A 23421-nucleotide genomic window follows, 5' to 3' on the forward strand; every position below is an offset into this window, starting at 1 on the left:
TCCGCGTCGTTTGGAATCCTGGCGGGCGTTCTGACTGACATCGGTGGAGAGCCGACGCTTCACAGCTGCGGGACAGCGACGGATTCGCACCGTTCTTTCCCCGTTTCCTTCAGCAGCTGATCCCCGCTGAAACCAGTCGTCTCACACTACAGATCACTGCAGCGAGTGCTACCAACCAAAAGAAAAGCCCCTGAATGCTGAGCAATCATGGGCTTTTGTCGAGGACCTTATGCCCTGAAATTCTGAAGATCTAGCAATCAGCTCCAGCCATTAATTGATTGGGATTCCATGTAAGCGGCAACATCAGCAATATCATCTGAGCCGAGCTTGCCCCCGAAAGCAGGCATGGCGTTTTTTGCCATTGGTCACCTGGCAAGCGATGGCCTCTTCGCGGTCTTGATGGCTTTGGTCTTGAGGCTAAGTTACTGCTGCGAGTGGTTCGGAATTCAACGGAATCTGCACCCTTCTACGATTCACAAATTCGATTCCGCGGCATCACCAATGCAAGCTGAAGATTGCGGTTGATCGTTGCTGCCCATTGTCTCAACCACTGCCAGAGAAGGTTCGCAAAAGCTCAGGATGAGAAGTTGTTCGTGACGGCAGAGACCTTAGTTAAAGCATCCGTCGCCTGGCCATGTGCAATCCCAAAAAAGGTCTCAGTTGCACACCATCCAGCCTAGTTGCACAACACTCCAGGGACAAATCGGGGACAAACCCCTTAAACCTGTTGCAATACCTAAGAGCTAAGTGGCAGCAGCGGCCAGAAACCCCAGCGCTGATCAGCAGGATTCACACCAGCTCCAGCCACCACGCTCCCCATCAATGCAGTGATTCTGCAGAGGAATGGAACAGGCTAGGGTTAGGTCACAAACCACAGCGCTGCAAAGCACCACACAGCACAGCCTGAACGCAGCACGATCTCGGATCAAGCAATCCAGACGGATTAAGTCAAAACAATCTGTCGAGATGCAAAGCCATGGGATGTCAAGCCTCAACAGAGTTCTCCATGCTTCGTGCAAGGTCAACAAAGCCCGCGATGTAGTCGACAGATGCATCCACCTTGCGCATGCCCAAATGAATCTGCTTGCCAATGCCGCTCTGCCCTAGCCGGAGCACCGTAAGGCTCATCGAAGCGGCATAGCGTTCAGCGAGCCAACGGGGCAGTGCCGCAACGCCACGTGCGCAAGACACCATTTGCAAAATCATGTCAGTGGTTTCAATCCGCTTATGAAGAGCTGGCAAGAACCCGGCTGGCGTAAAAAAGCTTCGGTAAATGTCCAGGCGCTCTAAGGGTACGGGGTAAGAAATCAAGATCTCAGATTGCAAATCCTCGGGTGTCACCCAATCATTGGCAGACAAACGATGTTGATCTGACACTACCAAGACCTGCTCGTAATCAAACACTGGCTCAAACTGAAGCCCTGGCTTAAATACAGGATCAGGAGTAACGAGCATATCTATTTCATGATTTAGCAAAGCATCGAGACCACCAAATTGAAATTTTTGAATCACATCAATATCAACATCTGGATAAGCCCTTAAGTACGGATCTGTCACATTGAGCATCCACTGATAACAGGGATGACACTCCATTCCAACCCGCAATGTACCTCGAACACCAGCAGAAAATTGGCCAAGATGATCCTCTGCAAGCGATAACTGAGGCAAAACCCTCCCAGCCAAGGAGTGAAGATAACGACCTGTCTGAGTCAGACAGAGTTGCCGACCATCACGCACCCAAATCAACGCTCCAAGCTGCTTTTCCAGTTTCTTGATGGAATGACTCAGGGCTGACTGTGTTAATGAAAGGGCATCAGCAGCAGCAGTCAAAGAACCACGCCTTTCTACTTCAACAATGATCTGCAGATGCAACCTCTGGAGAACATGCTCATGAGCAGCATTCATGAATCAATGAAGAATAAACATTTTACTTTCAACGAATCGCAATAGACAATATTTATGCCTAGCGCAAACGCATTGCCTGTTGCATGCCTTTGAACAGAAAAACCACCTGGCCAAAACTTCCGAGCCTTCAGCTGCCAACAAAAGGGAGCATGGCAAGCTGGCTTAAGGAAAACAGCCTCTTGGTGGGGGCGTGGGCCTTGCAAGGGTTCCAGGAACATGGCCGAGGAATGGTCCGGATCCGTACTCTCACAATGGCAGAAGAAGCGGGTCCGTGGCCATGGAGCACTGAGGCATGCCTCGTTGAGCCGTCTTACGTCACAAGCGCAGAGGCTGAAAACTCCATCAGCAACTTGCCTTGCAAGCAAAGCAGGCTTCAAATCAAAAGAGCGCTTCAGACCTATAACCCTTCAGCAGATGCCATGGCCTGGTTGGACGTTGCAAATGAACCGTTGGTGCTGCATCTCAAGGCCTTGAAAGTTGCCCCAGAGGAAGCCCTGCGACAACTGGCCCGCCGCCGCGATGAATTCGAACTCTCCTGAACGACTCCCAATGGAATCACCGTCTTATCAAGACTTCTGCCTGAAGCCCTTTACGACACGCAGCAATCGAAAAGCTCTCATTCAGATCAGTAATACTCTGATTCCCTATGGACTGTTGTGGTGGCTGATGCTTCAAGCCACAGAAATCTCCCTCTGGTTCACTCCACCTTTCCTAATCATTCTCAGCCTTTTTTCACTGAGAAGTTTTTCATTAATGCATGATTGCGGCCATGGATCATTATTTGAGACCCCAAGACTGAATCGGATCTTTGGATTCCTTTTTGGCGTCATCAATGCAGTTCCGCAGCTGTCCTGGTCGATTGACCACGCTTATCATCACAAAACAAACGGAGACTGGGAACGCTATCGAGGGGTTGCTGATTTTTTGAGCCTGGACGAATTCCTAAATCTCAGCCGCAATGAGCAAAGGATCTACACGACAATCCACCACCCACTCATGGCACTACCGGGTGGCTTCTACTACTTAGCAATCAAACCTAGATTGGATCTATTGGTTGGCCTTGTCACCCCAAAGAATCGCATGTGGGGATCCAGGGAAGAATTCAACGATCTTTGCCTGAGCAACTTTTTTAGCTTGATTGGGGTGGTCTGCCTCGGATCGTGGATTGGCTTTGGATTATTTCTGAGCCTTTACAGCATTATCCTTTGCCTCACAGCTAGTAGCTTAATTTACGTTTTCTATGTACAACACATATTTGAAAATAGTTACGCTAATCCAAGCAAAGGCTGGAGCCCGATACGAGGGGCCTTAGAAGGCTCGAGTCTACTCATCCTCCCACCATTGCTGCAATGGTTCACAGCCAATATCGGCTTTCACAATATTCATCACCTTTGCGAAAGAATACCCAATTACAACCTTAAAGCTTGCCATCAGCGCAATCAACACCTATTGATAAACGTACCAACATTGCGCCTAGAAAGCATGCTTGAATGTTCAAAATTTGTTTTATGGGATCCAAGCAATGCAAGCTTGACCACAATCCCATGACAAATCAGTCGGACAATGGGTCCATCCAAACTACTAAATGTCATTAACAAAAATCTGACTATCTGATGCTTGATTGTGAGTATTGATTCAAGGCCAGTCGCAAATAAGAGAAACACCAGATTGATGAACTTTTTGAAACCTGCGCTTGTTTCATAGAATATCAATGTAATCCGCTACGTCGTTGAAGTTTCATATTTGAGCCAAATGTCTGCTGTGTTCGCTGGATGAGACGTATTACGCGGGGCTATTTGATGCATCAAAACGCAGTTTCGCTGTGCAGGGTGGAGAACTGAGCCGTTCAGAAGCGATGCGTCTCTTGGAATTGGGGGATGAACAATGCCATGGCACTGCGGCGCTGGGACGACCGGGCCAAGGTTTATGGGGTTGAAGTGCCCGACTTGGATGCCTACAGGCAGGTGGTCTTGGACCATCTCCTGTAGAGCAGGGTTCAAGCGAGGTCAGCTCCCTGGGAGTTGCACACCATCAAGTCCAGTTGCACAAAATTCCAGAGCAACTCAGGGACAAGCCCCTAAGACCTATTCCCGTAACTAGACGCTAAGCGGCAGCAGCGGCCACCAAGGCCAGCTTTGGTCCTCAGATTGGATGCCGCTCGCAGCCACGCAATTCAGGTTCCGTATCCACGATTCTGCCTAGAGGCGGTGCGTGCGACTGCCGGTTTGAACCCGCCCAGCAGCCAGTGGCATCGAACAGACCTCGAAAGCCAGAACCAAGTCTCAGCAGCCTCTTGACGCCTCTGAAGGAAACCGAGTGATGGCCTGATCAAATCGCGTTCGAATCGGACCACATGCCAGTCGCAGAAGTGCGGTGCCGCCTCGATAATCGTTAACGATTAAGACTGAACTTGCTTCTTACCTCACGAGCATCAGCAAGGCTGCTCCCTTGGTACAGGGGGTCGAATGCTGGCATCGAGGCATCTCCCTTTGAACCTGATCGCAGGCTTGATCTGGGGGATCAGGGCGCTCATCCGGCTGAGGCGTAGCGATGTCATTCACCCAACTCGGCCCCGACATCGATGGAGAGGCTGGCGGCGATGAAAGCGGCCACAGGGTTTCTCTCTCTAGCGATGGCAGCGTCGTTGCCATCGCTGCCCCCTTCAACGATGGCAATGGCACAGATTCGGGCCATACGCGCATCTACCAGTGGGATTCAGCCTCCTCTTCCTGGAATCAACTCGGTAGCGATATCGATGGAGAAGCCGCTGGTGATCGAAGCGGCCATAGGAGGGGGGTTGCTCTCTCAAGCGACGGCAGCGTCGTTGCCATCGGTGCCCAGTTAAACGATGGCAATGGATCAGATTCGGGCCATACGCGCATCTACCAGTGGGATTCAGCCTCCTCTTCCTGGAATCAACTCGGTAGCGATATCGATGGAGAAGCCGCTGGTGATTACAGCGGCGGCAGCGTTTCCCTCTCCAGCGATGGCAGCGTCGTTGCCATCGGTGCCGCCAACAACGATGGCAATGGCACACGTTCGGGCCACACGCGCATCTACCAGTGGGATTCAGCCTCCTCCTCCTGGAATCAACTCGGTAGCGATATCGATGGAGAAGCCGCCTTCGATGGAAGCGGCGCCTGCGTTTCTCTCTCCAGCGATGGCAGCGTCGTTGCCATCGGTGCCCCCGACAACGATGGCAACAGGCATACAGGCTCAAATAAGGGCCATACGCGCATCTACCAGTGGGATTCAGCCTCTTCCTCCTGGAATCAACTCGGTAGCGATATCGATGGAGAAGCCGATGGTGATCGAAGCGGCCTAAGAGTTTCTCTCTCTAGCGATGGCAGCATCGTTGCCATTGGTGCCACACAAAACAATGCGAATGGCAGCCAATCAGGCCATACACGCATCTACAAGTGGGATTCAGCCTCCTCTTCCTGGAATCAACTCGGTAGCGATATCGATGCAGAAGCCGCTGGTGATTACAGCGGCACCGTTTCTCTCTCCAGCGATGGCAGCGTCGTTGCCATCGGTGCCCACCACAACGATGGCAATGGAACTAGTGCTGGCCATACACGCATCTACCAATGGGATTCAGCCTCCTCTTCCTGGAATCAACTCGGTAGCGATATCGATGGAGAAGCCGCTGGTGACAACAGCGGCGTCAGCGTTTCCCTCTCCAGCGATGGCAGCGCCGTTGCTATCGGTGCCCCCCACAACCATGGGCTTGGACCTGGAACTGGTGTTCGTGCTGGCCACGTAAGAGTCTTCAGTCTCGACACCACTGCGCCCACCTTCTCCTCAGCTGCCACCAACAACAACGGCACCAAGATCATCCTCACTTACGACGAAACGCTCTCCTCAACAACAGCTTCCACCTCTGCCTTCACAGTCAGCTCCGGCGGGGTAGCCAATGCCGTCACTGCGGTTGCGATCTCCGGCTCCACCGTTGAGCTCACTCTCACCAACACCATCAAAAAATCGGAGACCATCACTGTTGCCTATAGCGATCCCACAAGCTCCAACGATGCCAATGCGGTTCAAGACTCCAGCGGCAATGACGCCGCGACCCTGAGCGCTCAATCCGTCACCAACAACTCGACCGTTGCAGCGATCTCGTCCTCTGGCGGCTCAACATCTAACAACGCCTCAACCTCCAATAACGACTCAAATCGCGAGACAGAATCCGGCAACACTCTTCTCCTCAACGACAACAACTCTTTCTCCGTCACAACTGGTGCCAGCAACGGCCTCTGGCTCACTCTCAAGGTCCTCTCTGCCAGCACAAGCCTGCAGAACACCCTCATCCTCATCGATCAGAACAACAACGTCCTCGGGTCAATCGGCGCCACTCAGTTCTCCAAAAACTGCGGGTCTCACGCCATCTTCATTCCAGAAGGATCGACCATTTCCTTCCAGCAATCCAGCAACAACCAGCCCATCAACAACTCACCACAACACACCATCACCCAGCAAAGTGATGGCTCCTACAAGCTGCACCTCAACGACAACACACGCGATAGCGATCACGATGATCTGATCCTCGACATCAGCTATTCCTCCGCCTCTCCCGATCCCAGCGCCACTTCCATGGCCAGCAAGCAACAAAATATCCACGACGCCATCCTTGATCTCTCCTCCATCCCCGCAGACGGTCAGACACTCCAGATCACTCTCAACAGCGACTGCGCTTTCATCAATCGCTTTGCACTCGTCAAGCTCAACCAGCAATCCTCTGGCGAGTTCACCGTTGGCGGGTACAACAACACAGCTGGTAAGGCCTTTGACCAGAACGTCTACGACAGCATCATCAATCCTGGCGGCAGCATCATCACCGCAACAGGCCTTCAGCAGCAGACCTTTGAATGGTCTCTCTCTGCAACAGACGCTGGCTTCTATGCACCTGTTCTGATCAATCCAGCAGGTGACATCCACACCTACGGCTCCTCTCACGTCAAAAATCTCGGTAGCAACCTCTTTGCCTTTGAGGACGACAGCCAGATCTCAAACCCCGACTACGACTTCAACGACCTCACCGCCAAGTTTCAAATCATCACCTGAATTCCATCCGCTCAGAACCTCACAACAACTCCGCTCAAGGTTGAAAAACGGCACTGGCACTCAATCACGCCCAGATGCACACACTTCCAGGGTCAACTCGGGGACAAGTCCCTCGGAACTGTTCCTGCAACAGGTAGCTAAGTGACAGCAGCGGCCAGAACCCCCAACGCTGGTCAGCAGGATTCACACCAACAGCACAAACAGGGTCATTCCCGACCGAACAACCTCGCGTAGTGGCGATACCAGTCGCTTTGAAAGCGGCATTCGGGGTCGTGCAACTGCTTCGCGTCGAGGAACTCTGAAAATCGCGGGTAGCACGTCTCGACCTGTTCTCTCGTCGCCCACGCGTGATAAGTGAGATAAAAGCGCCCTCCGTGCTCAATCACCCGATCAATGATCCGGCGAAAATCGGCCTGGGCCTTCTTGATGCCCTCCGGCGTATGCATGACATGCAAATTGCAAACGATGCAAACGCTTCTCCGCGTCGCCCACGGAAGAAAGCTCTCCTCGTCGGGCTCAATGAATCGGATGGTTCCATAGGTCATGTCAACGCCATGGCAAATGAAGTCTTGACGCACCTCGCTCAAAAACGGAAGCAGTGAGTCCCGGTCGACGTACACCTCCGTGATCATCTCGGTCCCCTGATCGGTGGAGACCACAGCGTCATAGCCTTCAAAAACGTTTGAAAGCTGGTGGGCATCCGACCAGTAGACCTGCCCCGACGTACCTAAATAAAACTGCTTATACGTTGCAAAGGCCTTTTGCTTGTTCGTGCGCGCGAGTCGGTAGAGATCGGCCCAGTCGGACCCCGCCATGTGGCGAATCTCATCAGGAACAGGGGTGTCGTCGGGAACTGGTCGGTAACACGAGAAAACTCCGGGATGAAACTCCTCGCCACCATGCAAGTCGATCGAGTACTGACAGTCGCCAAACATGCAACCCTCCTCGATCGCCGCATCGATCCGAGGCATGAGATCTCTGACTGCGATGACCTCCACCATCCTTTTCAGCTTGGAGCGAGGCACCAGTCGAATCGTGACCCGGGTCACCACGCCGAAGAGTCCATAGCCGCCGATCGCGAGGGCAAAGAGCTCACGATTCTCGGTTCGACTGCACACTCTTAAACGCGCATCGGCGTCGATGATCCGGAAAGACTCGATGTCCGAAACGAAAGGCGGGAATCGCAGTCCCCGACCATGAATGTTGGAGGAGAGCGAGCCTGCAATGGAGACCTGATCAATTCCGGTCTGCTTCTGGCGCACCGCCCAGATCGTTTCACTCCCGTCCTGATTGGCGTGGAGGTAACCGATCAATTCCGGCCACATGATTCCACCCTCCACTTCGATCAGACCGTTCCGTCGATCGAATGCAACGATCCGATCCATTTCACGAAGATCGAGATGCACGGTTCCAGTCCCGAACTGCTGTCCACCCATCGAATGCCTGCCACCGGCCATGGAGATCGAATCGCCCGCCTCGGCCGCGGTCAGGATCGCCTTCCGAACCTCCTTCTCCGAACGTGGCGAAAGAACCGACTTCACGTAAGTGGGATTCAGACGGGATTGAGCATCATTGACTTCAGGCATCAAACAAAGCTCCTGCGGTTCTTCTCGTCGAGCCATCGGAATTGCAAATTCCCATGAGCGACCTCACCATCCCAGATCCGGAGCTAACCAGCACTCACCCAGCGTCACGCCATGGGGCACAAGCAACCGAGATAACCGAGGGATCACCACCGCACAACCACTGCAATCAGCTACAACTGAGTGGCCGCAGTAGCCACAGACCCCAACAAGAAGACGGACAACATCGCCACAAAAGGATCCAAACGCTAAAGACAACCGGTTCAAAAATATTTGCCTCAGGAATGACGAACTTGACGGAAAAAGCAAAGCACGTGAAGAATCGACGAAGATATTAATCAAAACGAAAAGATCTTAAAACGCAAGAGATCGAATAATGTCAAAGAGATCATCTTTGCAGGCCTTGGCACCATGGGGCTTCACAACAGCAGTCATGCGGCGTCTAACCACGAAGATGTGGATGTTGTGATCGTGGGCGCAGGCCTCTCCGGACTGATTGCTGCTCGAGAACTCCACAAAAAGGGACAACGCGTTCACATTCTTGAGGCGAGGGCAACAACAGGTGGACGCATGATCCGCCAAACCACCAAAACCGGTGCCGTCATTGATCTTGGAGGCCAATGGGGAGGCGCCACCCATCACCGCTTTCAAGCCCTCGTCGATGAACTCAACATCAAGACCTTTCCCAGTTACTACGACGGCAAGGGCGTGCTGCTGTGGGATGGCAAGAGAGTCGAAGCCGACCTGGCCAAAGAACCCTCTAACAAGGTTCTGTTCTTTGAAGACGAACAGATTGGACAACCAGCGGACCAGATCACCAAGGCAAAGGCAGCGATGCAGGCGTTCCGTGCCATTGCAGCCTCCATCGATCCTGACCGCCCATGGACTGCTCCCAATGCTGTGGAGCTGGACCGCACAACGATTCGCGCCTGGTGCGACAACAACAGTGAATCCCGCCTCAGCGATTTCGAACTGGAATGGCTCTCGGTCGTTGGTGGATCAGGCGGATTTGACCCCTGGGACGCATCGATCCTTCACCTGGCTTGGACGCAAGCGGTCGCCCCACAGGACGAAGGGCCGGAAGCATGGCTCCTGAATGGAGCCGCCGGCCAAGTGGCCGAACGGCTAACCAACGAATTGAGACCCTTCATTCATCTGAACTCACCCGTCCATGGAATTGATCAGAACGCAGTGGGCGTGACCGTGCATGTCGGCGATGATCAACAAATTCAGGCGAAAAGTGCCATCGTCGCGATCCCACCACCACTGCGGAACAAGATCACCTTCAAGCCAGACCTTCCTGCTGAGATGCGCGCTTTCCTCCAGCGCAGTCCCATGGGTTCGATGATCAAGGTGTTCGCGATCTATCCATCGGCCTTCTGGCGAGGCCAAAACCTCAATGGGTTCGCTGTCGGCAACCTGAAAACACTGAAACTCACCGCCGACAGCTCGCTTCCCAGCGGCACTCCCGGGATCCTCGCTGCCTTCGTCACCGCCAGTGAAGCTGTGGCATTCCAGCAAATGACAGCAGCCAAGCAACGCCAGGCGGTTCTGGACGATCTTGTGGCCTATTGGGGACCTGAAGCCGGGTTACCCGAAGAACTCATCATCCATAACTGGAACCAGGAGGCATGGTCCACCGGAGCCTTCACCAGCTTCGTATCACCCGGCGCCTGGACCACCTACGGCCAGCAATGGCAGCAATCCCACGGCCGGGTGCATTGGGCCGGGACAGAAGCCTCGAGTCGGTGGCCCGGTTATTTCGAAGGAGCGATTGAGGCTGGTATTCAAGCGGCCAACAAGGCCACGCTCCATGTCAACCCTTAGGAACGAAGGAAGCGTTGGAGGGAAATTCTGCTCATCAATGCAGAACCCTTGGGCCAAACCCGTGAAACCCAGGCCGCAAGCATAAATTGCCAACAGATCAGGTTGATGAAATCTGCAGTCGCGAACCATCAAGAACAGGAATGGGGAAATAGACATTCCGAATACACAATTCTTACAACGATTGATCGTGAGCAACGTCGTCAAAACACAACAAAAAGGAAGTAAATCCAAATCTTTGTTCAACGAGCAATCGCACTGCTAAGACGTTTAGAAACAGACCCTAAACAATGAGCCACCGTTACGACGTCGTTGTTGTAGGAGCTGGAACCACAGGTGCTGCAGCGGCCTACCACTTAACCCAAGCCGGAGTCAGCAACATCCTGTGCCTTGACATGGGCACCCCTGGGTTGGGCCGCACAGAGGCCAGAAAAGTAGCCAATGGCACACCACTGACGCAGCCTGACGAAGATACATTTGTTCCGCACTACAGCGGGACGAGGGTTTTCGAGGGAGGGCAGAATGGACCGAGGACAATCAAGATGATTGTCACGCTGCCGCCCTACGAAATGTTGGATGGTATTGCCGACTTGTTTGGTTGGGACGGTGTAAAGACCTACCTTGATCTTGCCCAGCACGGCTTAAAATTAGAACTGGATTTAGCAAGAAAACTTTTGCCAAATCCAGACCAACAAGTCAAACAAAATGGATCGTTAATGGTCTGCGAGGCAGATCGATCTGAACGACTCCGGCAGGAATTCAATTTTCTTCAGAGTCTGGGTTGTCCTTGTGAATGGTGGGACGAAGAACGCGTGATCGCGGCCCATGGGGCATCCGCCGGCTATGTCGCAGGAATCTGGTTCCCGCAGGATGCACGCATTGACTCTGTATCTTTCGCAAAATCCCTGTTGGATGCTGCATTAAAAACCGGTTCCCTCACATTGAGGGATCAATGCTCACCGGTTGTTGACATACAAAACGATGACTCGCGGTCGCATGCAGTTATCAAACTTGAAGATGGTGAATGCTTGGAAGCAAAACAAGTGATCGTCGCCACTGGTGGAATGTTCTTTGACAAACAACTTGCAGGCATCCTCACACCTCGCTACAGTTATCTGGCGGCATTACCTCACATCGATCCCGGACCATTGGGTGGGATGGATGCACCAGATTCTGCCAACTTTTTCACACTTGGCTTTACTCACGATTGGTGCGTAGAAAACAACTTTGTTCGCATTAGTGGCGAAGATCACTACAGCGGTCTCAAGAGCCCCCGCGCAAAACAACGGTGTGGGCGTCTGGCTCAATGGGGTTGGACCAAATACCCTTATCTGGAATTTGGCGCAGACTATCCAGCGACCTACGGCATTTACTCAGAAACCCCTGATTTCATGCCCCTGATTGGCAAAACAGATCCCGAGAGCTGCGTTTGCTACATGGTCGGATGCAATGCCTGGGGGCAAGCTTCGCTCTCTGCAGCTGCTGCCCTTGCAGCTCCACTCTTGGGTTATCGAGACATGTCCGAAGCAGAGCAGCGCACCGCCGATCTCTTCTCAATCCGTCGTTTCTCAGCCCGTTAATGGCCAAGGCCTCTGGCGGCTCTGACACTGCGTTCGACAACTCCACTGCACGCCATCGCAGTTTCGCCGTGTTGAGCGGAGCGTTGATGGGCAGTCATCAGAAAAGCAGCTGTTCATGGCTGAAACCCGTTGGATCCCACCAACCCAAATCAGCCGAGCGATACGCAACCACATTGAACATGCCGCGCACATGGTGATAGGCGATATGGCAGTGAAAGGCCCAAACTCCTGGGTTATTGGCGTCAAAGGCAATGCGACATGAACCACCTTTTGGCACCATCACAGTGTCACGCAGAGCACCGGACAAAGGCTCACCATTCAACTCAAGAATCTGAAATTCATGGCCATGCAGATGCATCGGATGGCCCATCGGCGTGGGATTGGTAATCACCATCTCCACCCGTTGACCTCGTTCAACCCAGTACGGATCTCGGTAGGGATAAAAACGATCGTTCAACCCCCAGGTGTACTTGGGAGCAGGGCCAGTTAATGCAATAGAAATCGTGTTATCCGCAGACCGTAATGCAAGAGGCTTTTGTGCGCGAAGTTTCTTGTCCTGCGTGAAATCAAGAGCACCGGTCCACTGATCCGTTTGCGGCGCCAGATCAGGCAGGCCCAGCGATGGATTGCTGCGCAGCACCACACCACAGCGCAGATTGCTGCGTTCTCCCAAAGCCAGGAGAGGAAACACCCCTGGGGTCTCGGGCATGGTCACCCGCAGTGTCAACCGCTGGGCTAGAGCGAGTTGAAAAACCGAGCCGTTGATTGGCTCCACTGGGTTGGCATCAGTCCGGAGGAGCTCACCCTCGAGTTCGCCCAAGTCGAGGAAATAGTTCATGAAGGCGCCACCTGCAATCCAGCGGATGGCAACGGTTTCGCCAGGTTCAACGTCAATGATTTCAGGATCGTCGAGGCTGCGCTCATTGGCCAGAAGCGCGTCGTAAATCACATCGGGGGCCATCATCAGGACCCCTTGCTCTCGTGTCCAACAGAAGCGTTGACGCTTCTCATCCCACTGCTGCATCAACAGTGGTCGGGAGTCTTTCCAGTTGAAGGTGGCCAGGCTTTTGGCCATGGCTGTAGCGCCACCGCGCTCACCATCAACAACGTTTTGGAGAACTTGGTTGGCGGGAGTGAAGCTGAAGTCTCTGAGCATCACCGTGATCGTTCGATCAGCCCATTGCTCCTGCTCTTCGTCAAGGATGACAAACGGCTCAGCCACGTAGCTCTGGGTTTGGAGGCCGTAGTGCGAGTGCATCCAGAAGGTGCCGTTTTGCACCAGCGGGTAGTGGATGCGTTGGCGTTCCCCTGGAGGAATCGGTGGTTGCGTGACGAAGGGCACTCCATCCATGGCATTGGGAAGAATCAACCCATGCCAGTGCACTGTTGTCGGAACAGATAATCGGTTGATCAGTTCGAGATTGATCCCTTGCTCTTGTGACGTGGTGTACCCCCGCTGGCCGTTCCTCTGGCGAATGCAACCACGCACGACTGACCGCCCCAGAACCGTCAATGGTGCGGATGTGACTTCAAGAACAACGGTCTCGGCATTGCGCGGCCGCTGAAACGTCGGCTGACTGATGAACCGTTCCCAGGCGGACTGAGCCTTCGCACGCGTTGTCTGGAAAAGCTCCAGACTGGCAGTGCCAAACACACTGGCCAGAACACCCAATTGCAAAAACGAGCGACGAAGCATTCATCCAACGGCGGTTTCTTATTTCATAATCATGATTGTTGCTGGATCCACTTTGGCATCGAACTCTTTTTATCATTGACCCAACCAAGCAATGCTTTACCGACACAATCAAAACAGCTTGATTCAAAACAAGATGCGATCAGAAAATGATCTTTATTTCGATCAATAGTCTTAGAAATTAGAGGCCAAGGATCATTACCACCCAAAAGCAGCAATTCACTGGAAACACTGAACACCCAACCGCTGGTTAGTGAGGAGGCATCGGAATGAACAGTGGGGGATCTCCAGGAAAGTTGTTCTGAGCCAGTTTCTCGGCATCCAGGTAGATGGGCAGCAGATACACGAAGAATGAGTCCCGCCGCTCTACGGGATTGTGTTCAGGATCAGGACCATCGGCGATGGCATAGGTGACGTCAACGCGAACATGCATGTAGCCCGGAACCAATTCCGTGAAGCGCTCTGGCAGCTCGCGCAGTTCAAACTGCAAGGTTTCAGGCCGACGCAGTGGCACCACTCCAAGACTGGCGTCACTCCAGGTGGCTGCAAAAGGATTCCATCGATTCCCCTGCTGGACGTAGATCTGCACGTCTAAGGGCAGCAGATAGAGCGACTGCAAAACGTCCAGGTTCTCCACGGCGATCGTGCCCCGGTAGCCAATGGATCCCATTCGTTCCATGCTGGTCAGTTCAGCGGAGAGACCACTGAAAGCCAAACGCTGAATTTGATTGCCAGCTTGGCGAGCCACCTCCTTCCGGTGCTGAATGGAACGCGTTGCCAAACCGGCGGCTCCCGTCAGGGCCATGGCAACGGTGACGCCTCCCAGCAGCAGACGCCGCCGTTGCGGGTCGGCAACATCCTCGTGTGATGGATCGCCTTGCGTGGCTGCTCTGGCGGGCGAGGACACAAAGGTTCTGCCAGGCTCACGCAGAACCCCTTGATCCAAGATCAACATGCGATCGCAGCGCTCTGCCAAAGCCTGGTTGTGAGTGACCATCACCAGTGCCGTGCCGGCGCTGGTGCATTGCTCCTGCAAGCAGCGAAACACGTCTTCTTGGCTGGCATCATCCAGGTTGCTGGTGGGTTCATCGGCAAGCAACAACTGCGGTCGACCCATCAAGCCACGAACAACGATGGCCCGTCGCTGCTCGCCTCCGGAAAGCTGAGAGGCCAGGGTGTCGCGGCGATGCTCAAGGCCCACGGCCTTCAACCTTTCCAGGGCCAAAGCCTCAAGGTCTGATAGCCCGCGCGCCCCAGCCAGCTGGGCCGGAAGCATGAGATTTTCAAGCGTGGTGAAGGCCGGCAAGAGACTGGTGAATTGGCTGACAAACCCGATGGGACCTCGCCTTAATCGACAGCGTTCCGCTGTCGTCAGGCTCCAGAGTTCACAGGGTTGATCCATGTGCAGCATCACCGTTCCCGATTGCGGACGGCACAGTCCCGCCAGCATGGCCACAAGCGTGGACTTGCCTGAGCCTGATCGACCGAGCACCGCCACCGACTCGCAGGAGGCGACACGAATGCTGGCATCGAGCACACCAACGTTGTCGTAACGCCGCCGCAGACCGCTAGCCTCCAAAACAAACTCACCCATCGCTCTGCACCAACCGCAGCGGATCGGCACCCATCAACACCAACGCCGACAGCGCCGAGGCGATGGTCCCAACCACGGCGATCAAGAGCCAGATCACAAGCCCACAGCGAATCAATTGCTCCGTGGAGTATTGAGGCAACGCAAGACCAGCGTCGAGCAGGCGCAGAGCAAGCAGTTGATCCAGTGGCTGACGCAAGAGCGATGCGAGCCCGAGGCCCAGCCCACTACCCGCTGCGCAAAGCAAGCTGGTCTCAGCGGTAAGCAAACCAATCAACTGCTGAGGGGTGGCACCAAGACTGAGCAACAACCCCAGCTCCTGTCGCCGTTCAGCGGCGATGCCAAAGGTGTAGAGGCTGATCAACAGCAGAACGCTGATCAGCAAAGGGACACTGAACGCACTCACGAGCTGAAGACTCAACCGTCCCCCTTGGCGCACCATCGCCAGCAGCGTCCGCCCTCCTGTCACCGTGGCATCAGGGAGATGAGCTAAGAGGCTGAAACGCAATCGCTCAACCGTGAACTCCGCGGGCGCCTGCACCAGCAGACCATTGATGCCAAGGGTGTCCGGATCACCACTCGGAATCAGGTTGTTGAGATCGCTGAGTGTGAAGAACAGGCCGTGCTCGTGGGAGGGAACACCGCTTGCAGCCAAGTGGCCGTAGATCTGGAACGTCCGGCCCTCTAGGCGTAGTCGATCACCAAGACGCCCCCGCAGTCGGTGGCCGAGAATGACCTGGCCATCTTGGAAATCGATCCCACGCTGCTCATCCAGCCAAGGCTGCACCGTGCTGTCGTGCTCAGGATCAATGCCGTAGAGAGGGATGTTGGCTCCATGAGACAGGCCCATGCTGGTGGCGAACTGGGCGTCGCCTCGTACAGCGCGTTGAGGGCTCACCAGGATCGACTGCGGCAGTTGCGATGCGGCCTCCAACACCTCCGCTGGCAACGCAGCAGTGTCAGGTTCAACAGCCAACAGTGCTTGCGTGAGATTGACCTTGGCCGTGCGATCGACCACCAAGAAGTCAGCGCCAAGGCGCTCAAAGCCAAGCTCCATGGAGTGCTCCAATCCCCCTAAATCGAGCACGCTGAGAAAACCCATGGCCGCCACAAGTCCGACCGCCGTGATCAACAGCATCGATCGAACAAGGCGGCGGCTGATGTTGCGAAGAACCAGTCGTGCGAAAAACACCCGTGCGACGTTCACATGGCGCAGGAGCGGGAGAAGGGCAGCTGATTCACGCTGGTCGGAACCAGAGTGAGGTCGTGATGCCCCCCGGGGTTGGGAATGAAGCCCACAGGCTCATCCTTCTCCACATCCAAAACAAACACCCCTGAGGCGTAGCGCTGGAAACCACCCACAGCGACGAGGAGAAACTTTCCGTCTGGTGTCACCGTGCAGGACTGCATGTCTTGGGTGATGTTTTGCAGTTCTTTGATCGGAGTCCATGTGGTGGTGTCCACCACCATGATTCCACTGCGGCCGGGTGCAGGATTCAGAACCACCAGGTACATCTTCTTGCTATCCGGAGTGAACGCCATATGGAAGGGGCTGGGGTAGCGCTTACCCCAAGTGGGATCAATGATCTGTTTGATCTTTGTCCATTGCGTCGGATCTGGATCTGAGCTGTCAAAAATACCGACACTGTTCTCAAGCCCGTTATTCATCATCACGAGATGATTGCCATCAGGCGAGAAGCCAAGCTCATGACCTGGGGAATAGACCTTGTCGATCACCACCTGCCACGTGTCTTCGTCAATCTGTTCAACGGGGTAGGTATCTGGAGACGCGCTCGGGAAGGCGCAGTAGGCCACAGGCATCATCCCGTTCTCCACGTCGTGAATCACGCAACCACCAAGCATTCGAATGATCTCGGCCCCCCATTTCCCACTGGGATGCCACACAAATGCATCGGCGCCTGTGAGTGCACGCACATTTGGGCCAGGGATTTTCCCTTCTGGCACAAACAGTTCACCCATGGGAACCATTTCCCAGTTGATCTTGATCCCTTTCGTGCCACGAAGATCAAATTGATCCGTCAAAGGATTGGGTTTAATACGTTGAATCTTGAGAACACCACCACCACTCCAGCAATCAGCCAGATCTGGGGAGCTGCCCTCCCAGTCATAACGAAAGGCTTGAAGAACTTTCGTTGAAGCGCGATCAAACCAAGCAAAAATATCCTTCTGACCATCCGAGATGCAGTAGCTCTTGGCATCGGAGGGCCGAATGGTAGTGTGCACTCCCAAACCAAGGCCAGTGGTCTCAGAAATATTCTCCTCCAACTCCATCACGTCGCCGTTGAAGCGAACGCGATACATATTGAACCCTGGAGGTGGGTCGGTCACCGAGGTGGGCATCCCGTAAATCAGGGAGTTCATGCCGCCCTGGCAACTGTTGATGAACTCAAACTCCTGATAAGGGTTCTTGCTTGGGAAAGCCTGAATATGGTGGCTAATGGGGTTGTAATCGCCATAGTTCCAATACCAGAGCGATGCCAGAGCACGGCCAGTGCCAAGATCCAAAAGATTGACACCTCCGCCCATCTTCTGCGGCATCACAAGAATGCGATTACCCAGGTCGTAACCATTCAGATTGAACTTAAGGTCGCTGATGTTGACGATTTCACGCTCAACCTTGAGACCCTTAGGTGTGATGTAGTCCTTCGGACGTTCCGTGACGCGCACCCCCTGATCGGGGACGAGCTTGTGACCATCGCCGGTCGTAGCACCACTGCCAGTCGCCGTCGCCGAAGACGCCGCATCAGCAGGTTTTGCTACCCCTGTCGTTAGCAGTCCAAGCATTGAGAAGGCTCCGAGCTGAAGGCTCTGGCGCCGGCTCATACCGGTTGACTGCTGCTCGGACTCCGTCATGGCCTGGATGAATCAAAACGGCGTTGGCTTGACACCAACGTTTCAAACCTATTGAGCCCCTAAAAAAGCGTCAGTGAGTAGGAATGCCCTTCTAGCCCCAGCAGCTTCTTCCACAAGGCATCGACTTGAAAAGCACCAGAACAAGTGGCTTCTGGCCGTCACGGCAGACCAACGCTGATCGATGCTCTCGTCGTCCGGCACGCGATTGGAGACAGGACACACTGAGGGGGGCAAAACACGTCCGCCGTGTCAAAACCAGTGCGTCGTGACTGCATCGAGCTGGCCGATGGCTCGATCAGGCGGCCAGCCTCAGAATCAACACATGGTTGTTCAAAAAGGCCACATGAAGCCTTCGGTGGTGGCTTATGCCCTGGATCGTCTCGCTGACCTCGGCATCGGTCACGTGTTTGGAGTGCCAGGTGACTACTCCTTTCCCATCAACGATGCCGTGGAAGTGCACTCCCGGTTGAGCTGGGTGCCATCTGCGAATGAGCTGAACGCGGCTTACGCAGCTGATGGTTACGCCCGGCGCCGGGGAGCGGCCATGGTCTGCACCACCTATGGAGTGGGTGAACTCAGTGCACTGAATGGCCTGATGGGTGCCATGGCAGAGCGACTACCCGTGTTTCATCTAGTCGGAACACCAAGCCTGAGGATTGTGCGCCAAGGACTGATCTGCCATCACACCCTCGGCGATCATGTTTATGACCGTTTCGAAGCCATTTCTGCCTCCGCCAGTTGCGTCAGTGCAAGGCTCACCCCCGACAATGTTGTCGTCGAATTGGAGCGCGTGATCGACAAGGCTCTGGAGGAATCCAGGCCGGCTTATCTCACCTTTCCAATGGATCTCGCCCTAATGCCAATCACGGGGACGCCAATTCAAGGCTCTCCTCTTGGGGCGATTCATCAACACGCCAGTGTGGAAGCAGAACTCGAAGCAGTCCTCGATCTCCTCGAAAAGCGAATCGCTTCAGCATCAAGGCCAGTGGTGCTGCCAACCATCACCTTGAAGCGCTTCGGACTGGTGAAGGCCTTCGAACACTTTCTCAATGCGTCGGGGTTGGCCTATGCAACAACGCCCATGGACAAGGGACTGCTCAACGAGGAGCACCCTGCATTCCTAGGGATGTACAACGGTGGTCGGTCAACACCCGCAGCCTTGCGCAGCGTGGTGGAAGACGCCGATTTGGTGATCGACTTCGGCGGCTTGGTTCTGGAGGATCTGAACACAGGGCTCTGGAGTGGATCACTCGATCCCAAGACAATCATTGCCTTGCATGCCGACTGGGTCCAAGCCGGTGATCAAGTGTTCACAAGCGTCAGCATCAGTGATGTGCTGGCGGGAATCACCAAGCGCTTGGAGACTTCATCAACACAACACTCTTTGTGGGGTGACCATCGCCCCGTCCAGCCTGAGCCGATCCTGCCCCTTGAGGGGGAGCAGCATCACCCCTCCGATTCAGCGAGCTTTTACCCCCGCTTGCAGCGATTTCTTCGGTCCAACGACATCTTGGTGTCCGATACAGGCACGTGCCTCCTGAAACTAAATGCCCTGCGACTACCAGCAAACGTCGTGATGGAAAGTCAAACCCTCTGGTCGTCAATTGGATGGGGAACACCAGCAGCTTTGGGATGCGCTTTAGCAGAACCAAAGCGACGCGTCGTGCTGGTCACCGGTGATGGAGCACACCAACTCACGGTGCAGGAGATCGGCGTCATGGGTTTCACGCACATCAACCCTGTGGTGATTGTGCTCAACAACGGTCTCTACGGGGTGGAGGCTTTGATCAGTGAGACCGGGCATGCCTACAACACGTTGCCACCTTGGCGTTATGCAGACATTCCTGCAGCACTGGGATGCCAAGGATGGTGGTGCGGTAGGGCTGCAACCGTCGCTGAACTGGAGCAATCATTGGCCGCCATCAATGAATTGCAAGGAGCTGCCTACCTCGAAGTGCTGATTCCTGCCGAAGAAAGTCAACCCCTGGCTGACGAGGTGATCGAAATCATGCATCAAACCACCACACCCGATGGGGCATGACCGGCAGCAACAGTCACACGGGTCTTCACTTGCCTTTCAAAATTGATCGAAAACGGTGAAGCGTGAAAGGACTGGCTTGATTGGCCTTCCACACATCGATCCATAAAAAATATTGATTGGATTGATTACATTTTTACGGGTGAAAGAGCAACAACATCAGAACCCCATGGCTAAAAAAACGATTCAAACAACAGCTGACATCGGCCAAATGAAACCCTAGACTCCAGACGAAGTCTTAAAAATCTCAATCAAGCAGACAATTCAACAAAATTCCTAAAGCCAAGAAAGAAATTGCAAGACAACCTTTTAAACGTGTTTTTGGAGAAATAAATTGAAGACTATTATTTTTGAATTTCAACCGAAGTCGGGAAAGGAATTTCAATCTGACGGTCCTCGAAAGCTTGAAGAATTCCCTCCTTCATTCTGGAAATCGAGTCAAAGAATGATCCAGCATCCTCGTGCATCGAATCAACCATAAAAGAAAAATCAAGACTGTAGTCAGACAATGTTGATAATCTGCATGCACCCAATTTTAATTGTGAATCTGATTCAACAACATCGCGAATGATGCTGGGTATTTCCCTTCGCTTATCACTTGGAGTGTCATAAGCAATACTCACAGAATGTTTGAAATTATTGACAACAGCAATAATCGTTTTGATCTGAGCGATTAAATCTTGCTGGAGCTGGAGATAATCCTTCCAATTATCAGATGAAGCCTTGGCAAAGACAGTCAGTGCTGCACCACTGCTCCCCGCTTCACTAAAACTCACGACTGGCGAATCAAGACGACTACTGTTTTGGATCAAATCTTGAGTGCGCTCTACAATGGCATTGAGCTGACCAACTCCCAAACCACTGGGGAGATCCATCTTCAATTCAATGCCCTGACTAATCGAGTGCTCAGAAAGTCCAGAATTCTGCTTCCGATCTGAAAAGTTTTTGATAATTTCATCTTCAACTTTGTTGTTCGGAATCGTGATTCGTCCAGACAATGTAATCATGTCAATCGATCGCAATCCGATCCTGGAAACAAAACCCATTTCATTACCAATTTTGCAAAACTCACCAACTCGAACAGGACGGTCAGACTGAATGGCAATTCCTGCAAATAAATTACCAAGTAGACGCGATCCGCCCAAACCTACCGCCAATCCTGGTACAGCCGAGAACGCGATGACTGCATTAGGTGGCATGCCCAGCCTTAACATTAGCTGATAAAGCAAAATCACAGCACCAATGGCTCCAAAAAATCGCGAAAAGGGAAGGATTAGATTACGCAAACGACGCTTTTCCAATTCTGATTGACTCCCTCTGAAGCGCATCACCCAAACTGCGCTCGAACCAGCCATTGCCTCAAAAAACAACACAATGGCAACGCCAAACGAAATGTATGTAACCACATCAAAAAATGAGTTGGAATTTTGTAATGCTTCTCCAGTAAAATTGATTCGATTTGCCACGATGGTTTTTGCAATCATCGATAGCGGACCAATTGGAAGGGCAAGATAAAAGCGTCTCCAAGAAAGTTCAATTTGACGGTTGGCAAATCGATTCAAAAGATTGCCAGAGCTATCAACATTCAACCTGTAAGTGTTCAAAAGCTTGAAAAGACAAGCCATCACAAGCGGTAAATAAATTAACGCAAGCAGAATCGCCATCAAATATTGAAGAAGACTTTGCTCTCCGAAGGGGATTTGCAAGAAGAGCTTTATATCTTCCGGCAAGCTCACATACCACTTTGGAGGAACAAGATATCCCGGAGAGTAGGAGAAATCTTGGTAAATCCTTGGCGATGCAAGGGGGTTTTCGGAAATAATTTCATCAGCAGTCGTATCGCCATATGTTTGCCTGACAAATGCATACATTCTATTAATATTTTCGAGCGTTTCTTGTGAGAAGAAATAATCCTGGTTTCCATTATCGTTCTTGACTGAACGCGTCAATGTGATTGCAGTCCCAGGGATGGTCCAATCCGTTTGGTTCTTATTATTAGGGATATCAATTGGTTCTCTTGAGTGAGTAAATGCATAGTCAAGAATTTCTTTCAGCTTCAATACGGATTCTTCCAGTGTGTCCTTTCGAATACTCTCAGGGATGGATGAATCATCCATTGTTCTCTTCGCAACTCTGAAGAGCACTTCAGCTTCTTTGATCTCCTCACGAACACTCTCACTCCAGAGCATCCCTGGACTTTCATCTGCTTTTTGACCGACGTCTCGAATAATTTCACCAACCCGCGCCATTACGGCATAAAAACGCAAAAGTGTCTGCTGAGGAGTAAACCCTGTGACCTTACCGAGATAGGACTGATCCCAGTTTGAGTCATAGATTTCAAGCTGGTCATAAAACGGTTGTTCCTCAAGTGGAATGATGGTTTTTTCTTCTCCTAAACCGAGCGCAATCAACGTCTCGGCAGAGTGGGCATAGGAGAATGATGTCAAACCAATCAAAAGACCCAGAGCAATACCCCAAAAAAAGCGCAGAGATTTTTTCATGGTACGACTTTTTCTCGTATGCCAAATATAGGCGAAAAGACCAAAACTGACCAGTTCTACAAACGTCTACGCATCCTTGTCAACAAGCATTAAACGTTGAAACCAATTGAGATCAAACCAGGAATTGGATGCAAATCTTTGCGCACCGCACAACACCTGAACCGAAATCAGTGCATAAAAAAGTCGCATGATTCATTAACATACTGCTTAAGTTGTTACGACGTTGGTCCAGGTTTGCCTCAAGGGCTCTCGCTTGGCCAAGGGAAAGTTATCTGCGGCAAACCCAATCGAGCCCGCAATTTATAATGACATCAATCGGCATAAAAATTGTTCCAAAAGTGACTCCAAGCGGTCACTGAATCGATTTAAAAGAATTGGTTTCACGCACCTTTTGTGGCAAAACTGAAATCCAGCTCAACAACAGTGCCATAAGTCAACACAAGCCGCTAAAAATAAGATTAAAACTTAGTCCTGATCAAGATCCTCATCAGAAACATAAAAGGGTTCACTGGTGCCAGGCTCATCATTGCCCAGCACTAATGCTTTGAGTGAGTCATCACTTTCAAAAATAAACAGGCTTTCCTCATCGGGATGAATTCCCTTCATCTCCGGATGATCGTTAACGAGCCGATCCAAACGGCGGCGTTCTTTCCACCACCCGGATGCTTTTTCCGAGAGGTGAATCAAAAGAGCGAGATTCACCAGCACCAGAGCAAAAAACTCCATTGCCTGCATCAGAGGGCACCCGACGTACGACGACCATAGCGA

Annotated in this window: 14 protein-coding genes, 1 pseudogene and 1 riboswitch; of the genes and pseudogenes, 5 read left to right on the forward strand and 10 right to left on the reverse strand. The window is 52.8% G+C overall.

Translation table 11 applies throughout. The annotated features are described in order from the left end of the window. Positions 1–2 precede the first annotated feature (2 nt). Positions 3–152, reverse strand: a riboswitch (cobalamin riboswitch). A 105-nt stretch (positions 153–257) separates the two neighbouring features. Both SynA1825c_RS08965 and SynA1825c_RS08970 read right to left on the reverse strand, forming a co-directional pair. Beyond that, positions 258–390 (reverse strand): annotated as a pseudogene (locus SynA1825c_RS08965) (c-type cytochrome); the annotation flags it as partial. 594 nt (positions 391–984) lie between these two features. Then, on the reverse strand, positions 985–1905 hold the full coding sequence (locus SynA1825c_RS08970) for a LysR family transcriptional regulator (protein WP_186468989.1): 921 nt from the start codon (positions 1903–1905) through the stop codon (positions 985–987). 549 nt (positions 1906–2454) lie between these two features. Between SynA1825c_RS08970 and SynA1825c_RS08975 the strand changes: the two genes are divergently transcribed. Together SynA1825c_RS08975 and SynA1825c_RS08980 are read left to right on the forward strand one after the other, a co-directional pair. Next, a complete protein-coding gene (locus SynA1825c_RS08975; protein ID WP_186468990.1) occupies positions 2455–3453 on the forward strand; it encodes a fatty acid desaturase in 999 nt (332 codons plus the stop codon). A 1002-nt stretch (positions 3454–4455) separates the two neighbouring features. Then, complete coding sequence (locus tag SynA1825c_RS08980) at positions 4456–6969, forward strand: SwmB domain-containing protein (RefSeq protein WP_186468991.1); 2514 nt, start codon at positions 4456–4458, stop codon at positions 6967–6969. A gap of 206 nt (positions 6970–7175) precedes the next feature. On the opposite strand, the gene SynA1825c_RS08985 is transcribed toward SynA1825c_RS08980, so the two are convergent. After that, positions 7176–8555, reverse strand: coding sequence for an FAD-binding protein (locus tag SynA1825c_RS08985; RefSeq protein ID WP_186468992.1), 1380 nt, complete (start codon positions 8553–8555; stop codon positions 7176–7178). A 408-nt stretch (positions 8556–8963) separates the two neighbouring features. Between SynA1825c_RS08985 and SynA1825c_RS08990 the strand changes: the two genes are divergently transcribed. Together SynA1825c_RS08990 and SynA1825c_RS08995 are read left to right on the forward strand one after the other, a co-directional pair. Further along, positions 8964–10379: an FAD-dependent oxidoreductase gene (locus SynA1825c_RS08990; RefSeq protein WP_186468993.1), complete on the forward strand. Its 1416-nt coding sequence runs from the start codon at positions 8964–8966 to the stop codon at positions 10377–10379. 287 nt (positions 10380–10666) lie between these two features. Further along, positions 10667–11956, forward strand: a complete 1290-nt coding sequence (locus SynA1825c_RS08995; RefSeq protein WP_186468994.1) for an FAD-binding oxidoreductase — start codon at positions 10667–10669, stop codon at positions 11954–11956. A gap of 97 nt (positions 11957–12053) precedes the next feature. Here SynA1825c_RS08995 and SynA1825c_RS09000 read toward each other — a convergent pair whose 3' ends face one another. Genes SynA1825c_RS09000 through SynA1825c_RS09020 form a run of 5 tightly spaced genes read right to left on the reverse strand, consistent with a single transcriptional unit; the run spans position 12054 to position 18114 of the window. Further along, positions 12054–13652, reverse strand: coding sequence for a multicopper oxidase family protein (locus SynA1825c_RS09000; protein ID WP_186468995.1), 1599 nt, complete (start codon positions 13650–13652; stop codon positions 12054–12056). 29 nt (positions 13653–13681) lie between these two features. Continuing rightward, entirely contained in the window at positions 13682–13888 is a 207-nt protein-coding gene (locus SynA1825c_RS09005; protein WP_186468996.1) for a hypothetical protein, read from the reverse strand. A gap of 11 nt (positions 13889–13899) precedes the next feature. After that, positions 13900–15243 (reverse strand): ABC transporter ATP-binding protein, encoded by a 1344-nt coding sequence (locus tag SynA1825c_RS09010; protein WP_186468997.1) that lies wholly within the window; start codon positions 15241–15243, stop codon positions 13900–13902. Continuing rightward, a complete protein-coding gene (locus tag SynA1825c_RS09015) occupies positions 15236–16447 on the reverse strand; it encodes an FtsX-like permease family protein (protein ID WP_186468998.1) in 1212 nt (403 codons plus the stop codon). Before SynA1825c_RS09015 ends, SynA1825c_RS09010 begins: the two co-directional genes overlap by 8 nt. Further along, positions 16444–18114: a YncE family protein gene (locus SynA1825c_RS09020; RefSeq protein ID WP_186468999.1), complete on the reverse strand. Its 1671-nt coding sequence runs from the start codon at positions 18112–18114 to the stop codon at positions 16444–16446. The genes SynA1825c_RS09015 and SynA1825c_RS09020 overlap by 4 nt, the downstream gene beginning before the upstream one ends. Before the next feature lie 322 nt (positions 18115–18436). On the opposite strand from SynA1825c_RS09020, the gene SynA1825c_RS09025 reads away from it, so the two are divergent. Then, the gene (locus SynA1825c_RS09025; protein WP_255478340.1) at positions 18437–20155 is read left to right on the forward strand and encodes an alpha-keto acid decarboxylase family protein; all 1719 of its coding nucleotides are present in this window, start codon (positions 18437–18439) and stop codon (positions 20153–20155) included. Positions 20156–20496: 341 nt separating this feature from the next. Here the strand turns inward: SynA1825c_RS09025 and SynA1825c_RS09030 are convergent, their stop codons facing one another. Next, positions 20497–22653 carry a mechanosensitive ion channel family protein gene (locus SynA1825c_RS09030; protein ID WP_186469000.1) on the reverse strand — a complete coding sequence of 719 codons (2157 nt, stop codon included), beginning with the start codon at positions 22651–22653 and terminating at the stop codon, positions 20497–20499. Between the two features lie 465 nt (positions 22654–23118). Next, complete coding sequence (locus SynA1825c_RS09035; RefSeq protein ID WP_255476900.1) at positions 23119–23361, reverse strand: hypothetical protein; 243 nt, start codon at positions 23359–23361, stop codon at positions 23119–23121. Positions 23362–23421: the final 60 nt, after the last annotated feature.

Origin of the sequence: Synechococcus sp. A18-25c (assembly GCF_014280035.1) — a bacterium.
Lineage (GTDB): Bacteria > Cyanobacteriota > Cyanobacteriia > PCC-6307 > Cyanobiaceae > Synechococcus_C.

Bases quoted from the DNA above. Each gene is read 5' to 3' on its own strand.
- SynA1825c_RS08970 (WP_186468989.1), bottom strand. From the start codon at position 1,905: ATGAATGCTGCTCATGAGCATGTTCTCCAGAGGTTGCATCTGCAGATC.
- SynA1825c_RS08975 (WP_186468990.1), top strand. From the start codon at position 2,455: ATGGAATCACCGTCTTATCAAGACTTCTGCCTGAAGCCCTTTACGACA.
- SynA1825c_RS08980 (WP_186468991.1), top strand. From the start codon at position 4,456: ATGTCATTCACCCAACTCGGCCCCGACATCGATGGAGAGGCTGGCGGC.
- SynA1825c_RS08985 (WP_186468992.1), bottom strand. From the start codon at position 8,555: ATGCCTGAAGTCAATGATGCTCAATCCCGTCTGAATCCCACTTACGTG.
- SynA1825c_RS08990 (WP_186468993.1), top strand. From the start codon at position 8,964: ATGGGGCTTCACAACAGCAGTCATGCGGCGTCTAACCACGAAGATGTG.
- SynA1825c_RS08995 (WP_186468994.1), top strand. From the start codon at position 10,667: ATGAGCCACCGTTACGACGTCGTTGTTGTAGGAGCTGGAACCACAGGT.
- SynA1825c_RS09000 (WP_186468995.1), bottom strand. From the start codon at position 13,652: ATGCTTCGTCGCTCGTTTTTGCAATTGGGTGTTCTGGCCAGTGTGTTT.
- SynA1825c_RS09010 (WP_186468997.1), bottom strand. From the start codon at position 15,243: ATGGGTGAGTTTGTTTTGGAGGCTAGCGGTCTGCGGCGGCGTTACGAC.
- SynA1825c_RS09020 (WP_186468999.1), bottom strand. From the start codon at position 18,114: ATGACGGAGTCCGAGCAGCAGTCAACCGGTATGAGCCGGCGCCAGAGC.
- SynA1825c_RS09025 (WP_255478340.1), top strand. From the start codon at position 18,437: ATGGTTGTTCAAAAAGGCCACATGAAGCCTTCGGTGGTGGCTTATGCC.
- SynA1825c_RS09030 (WP_186469000.1), bottom strand. From the start codon at position 22,653: ATGAAAAAATCTCTGCGCTTTTTTTGGGGTATTGCTCTGGGTCTTTTG.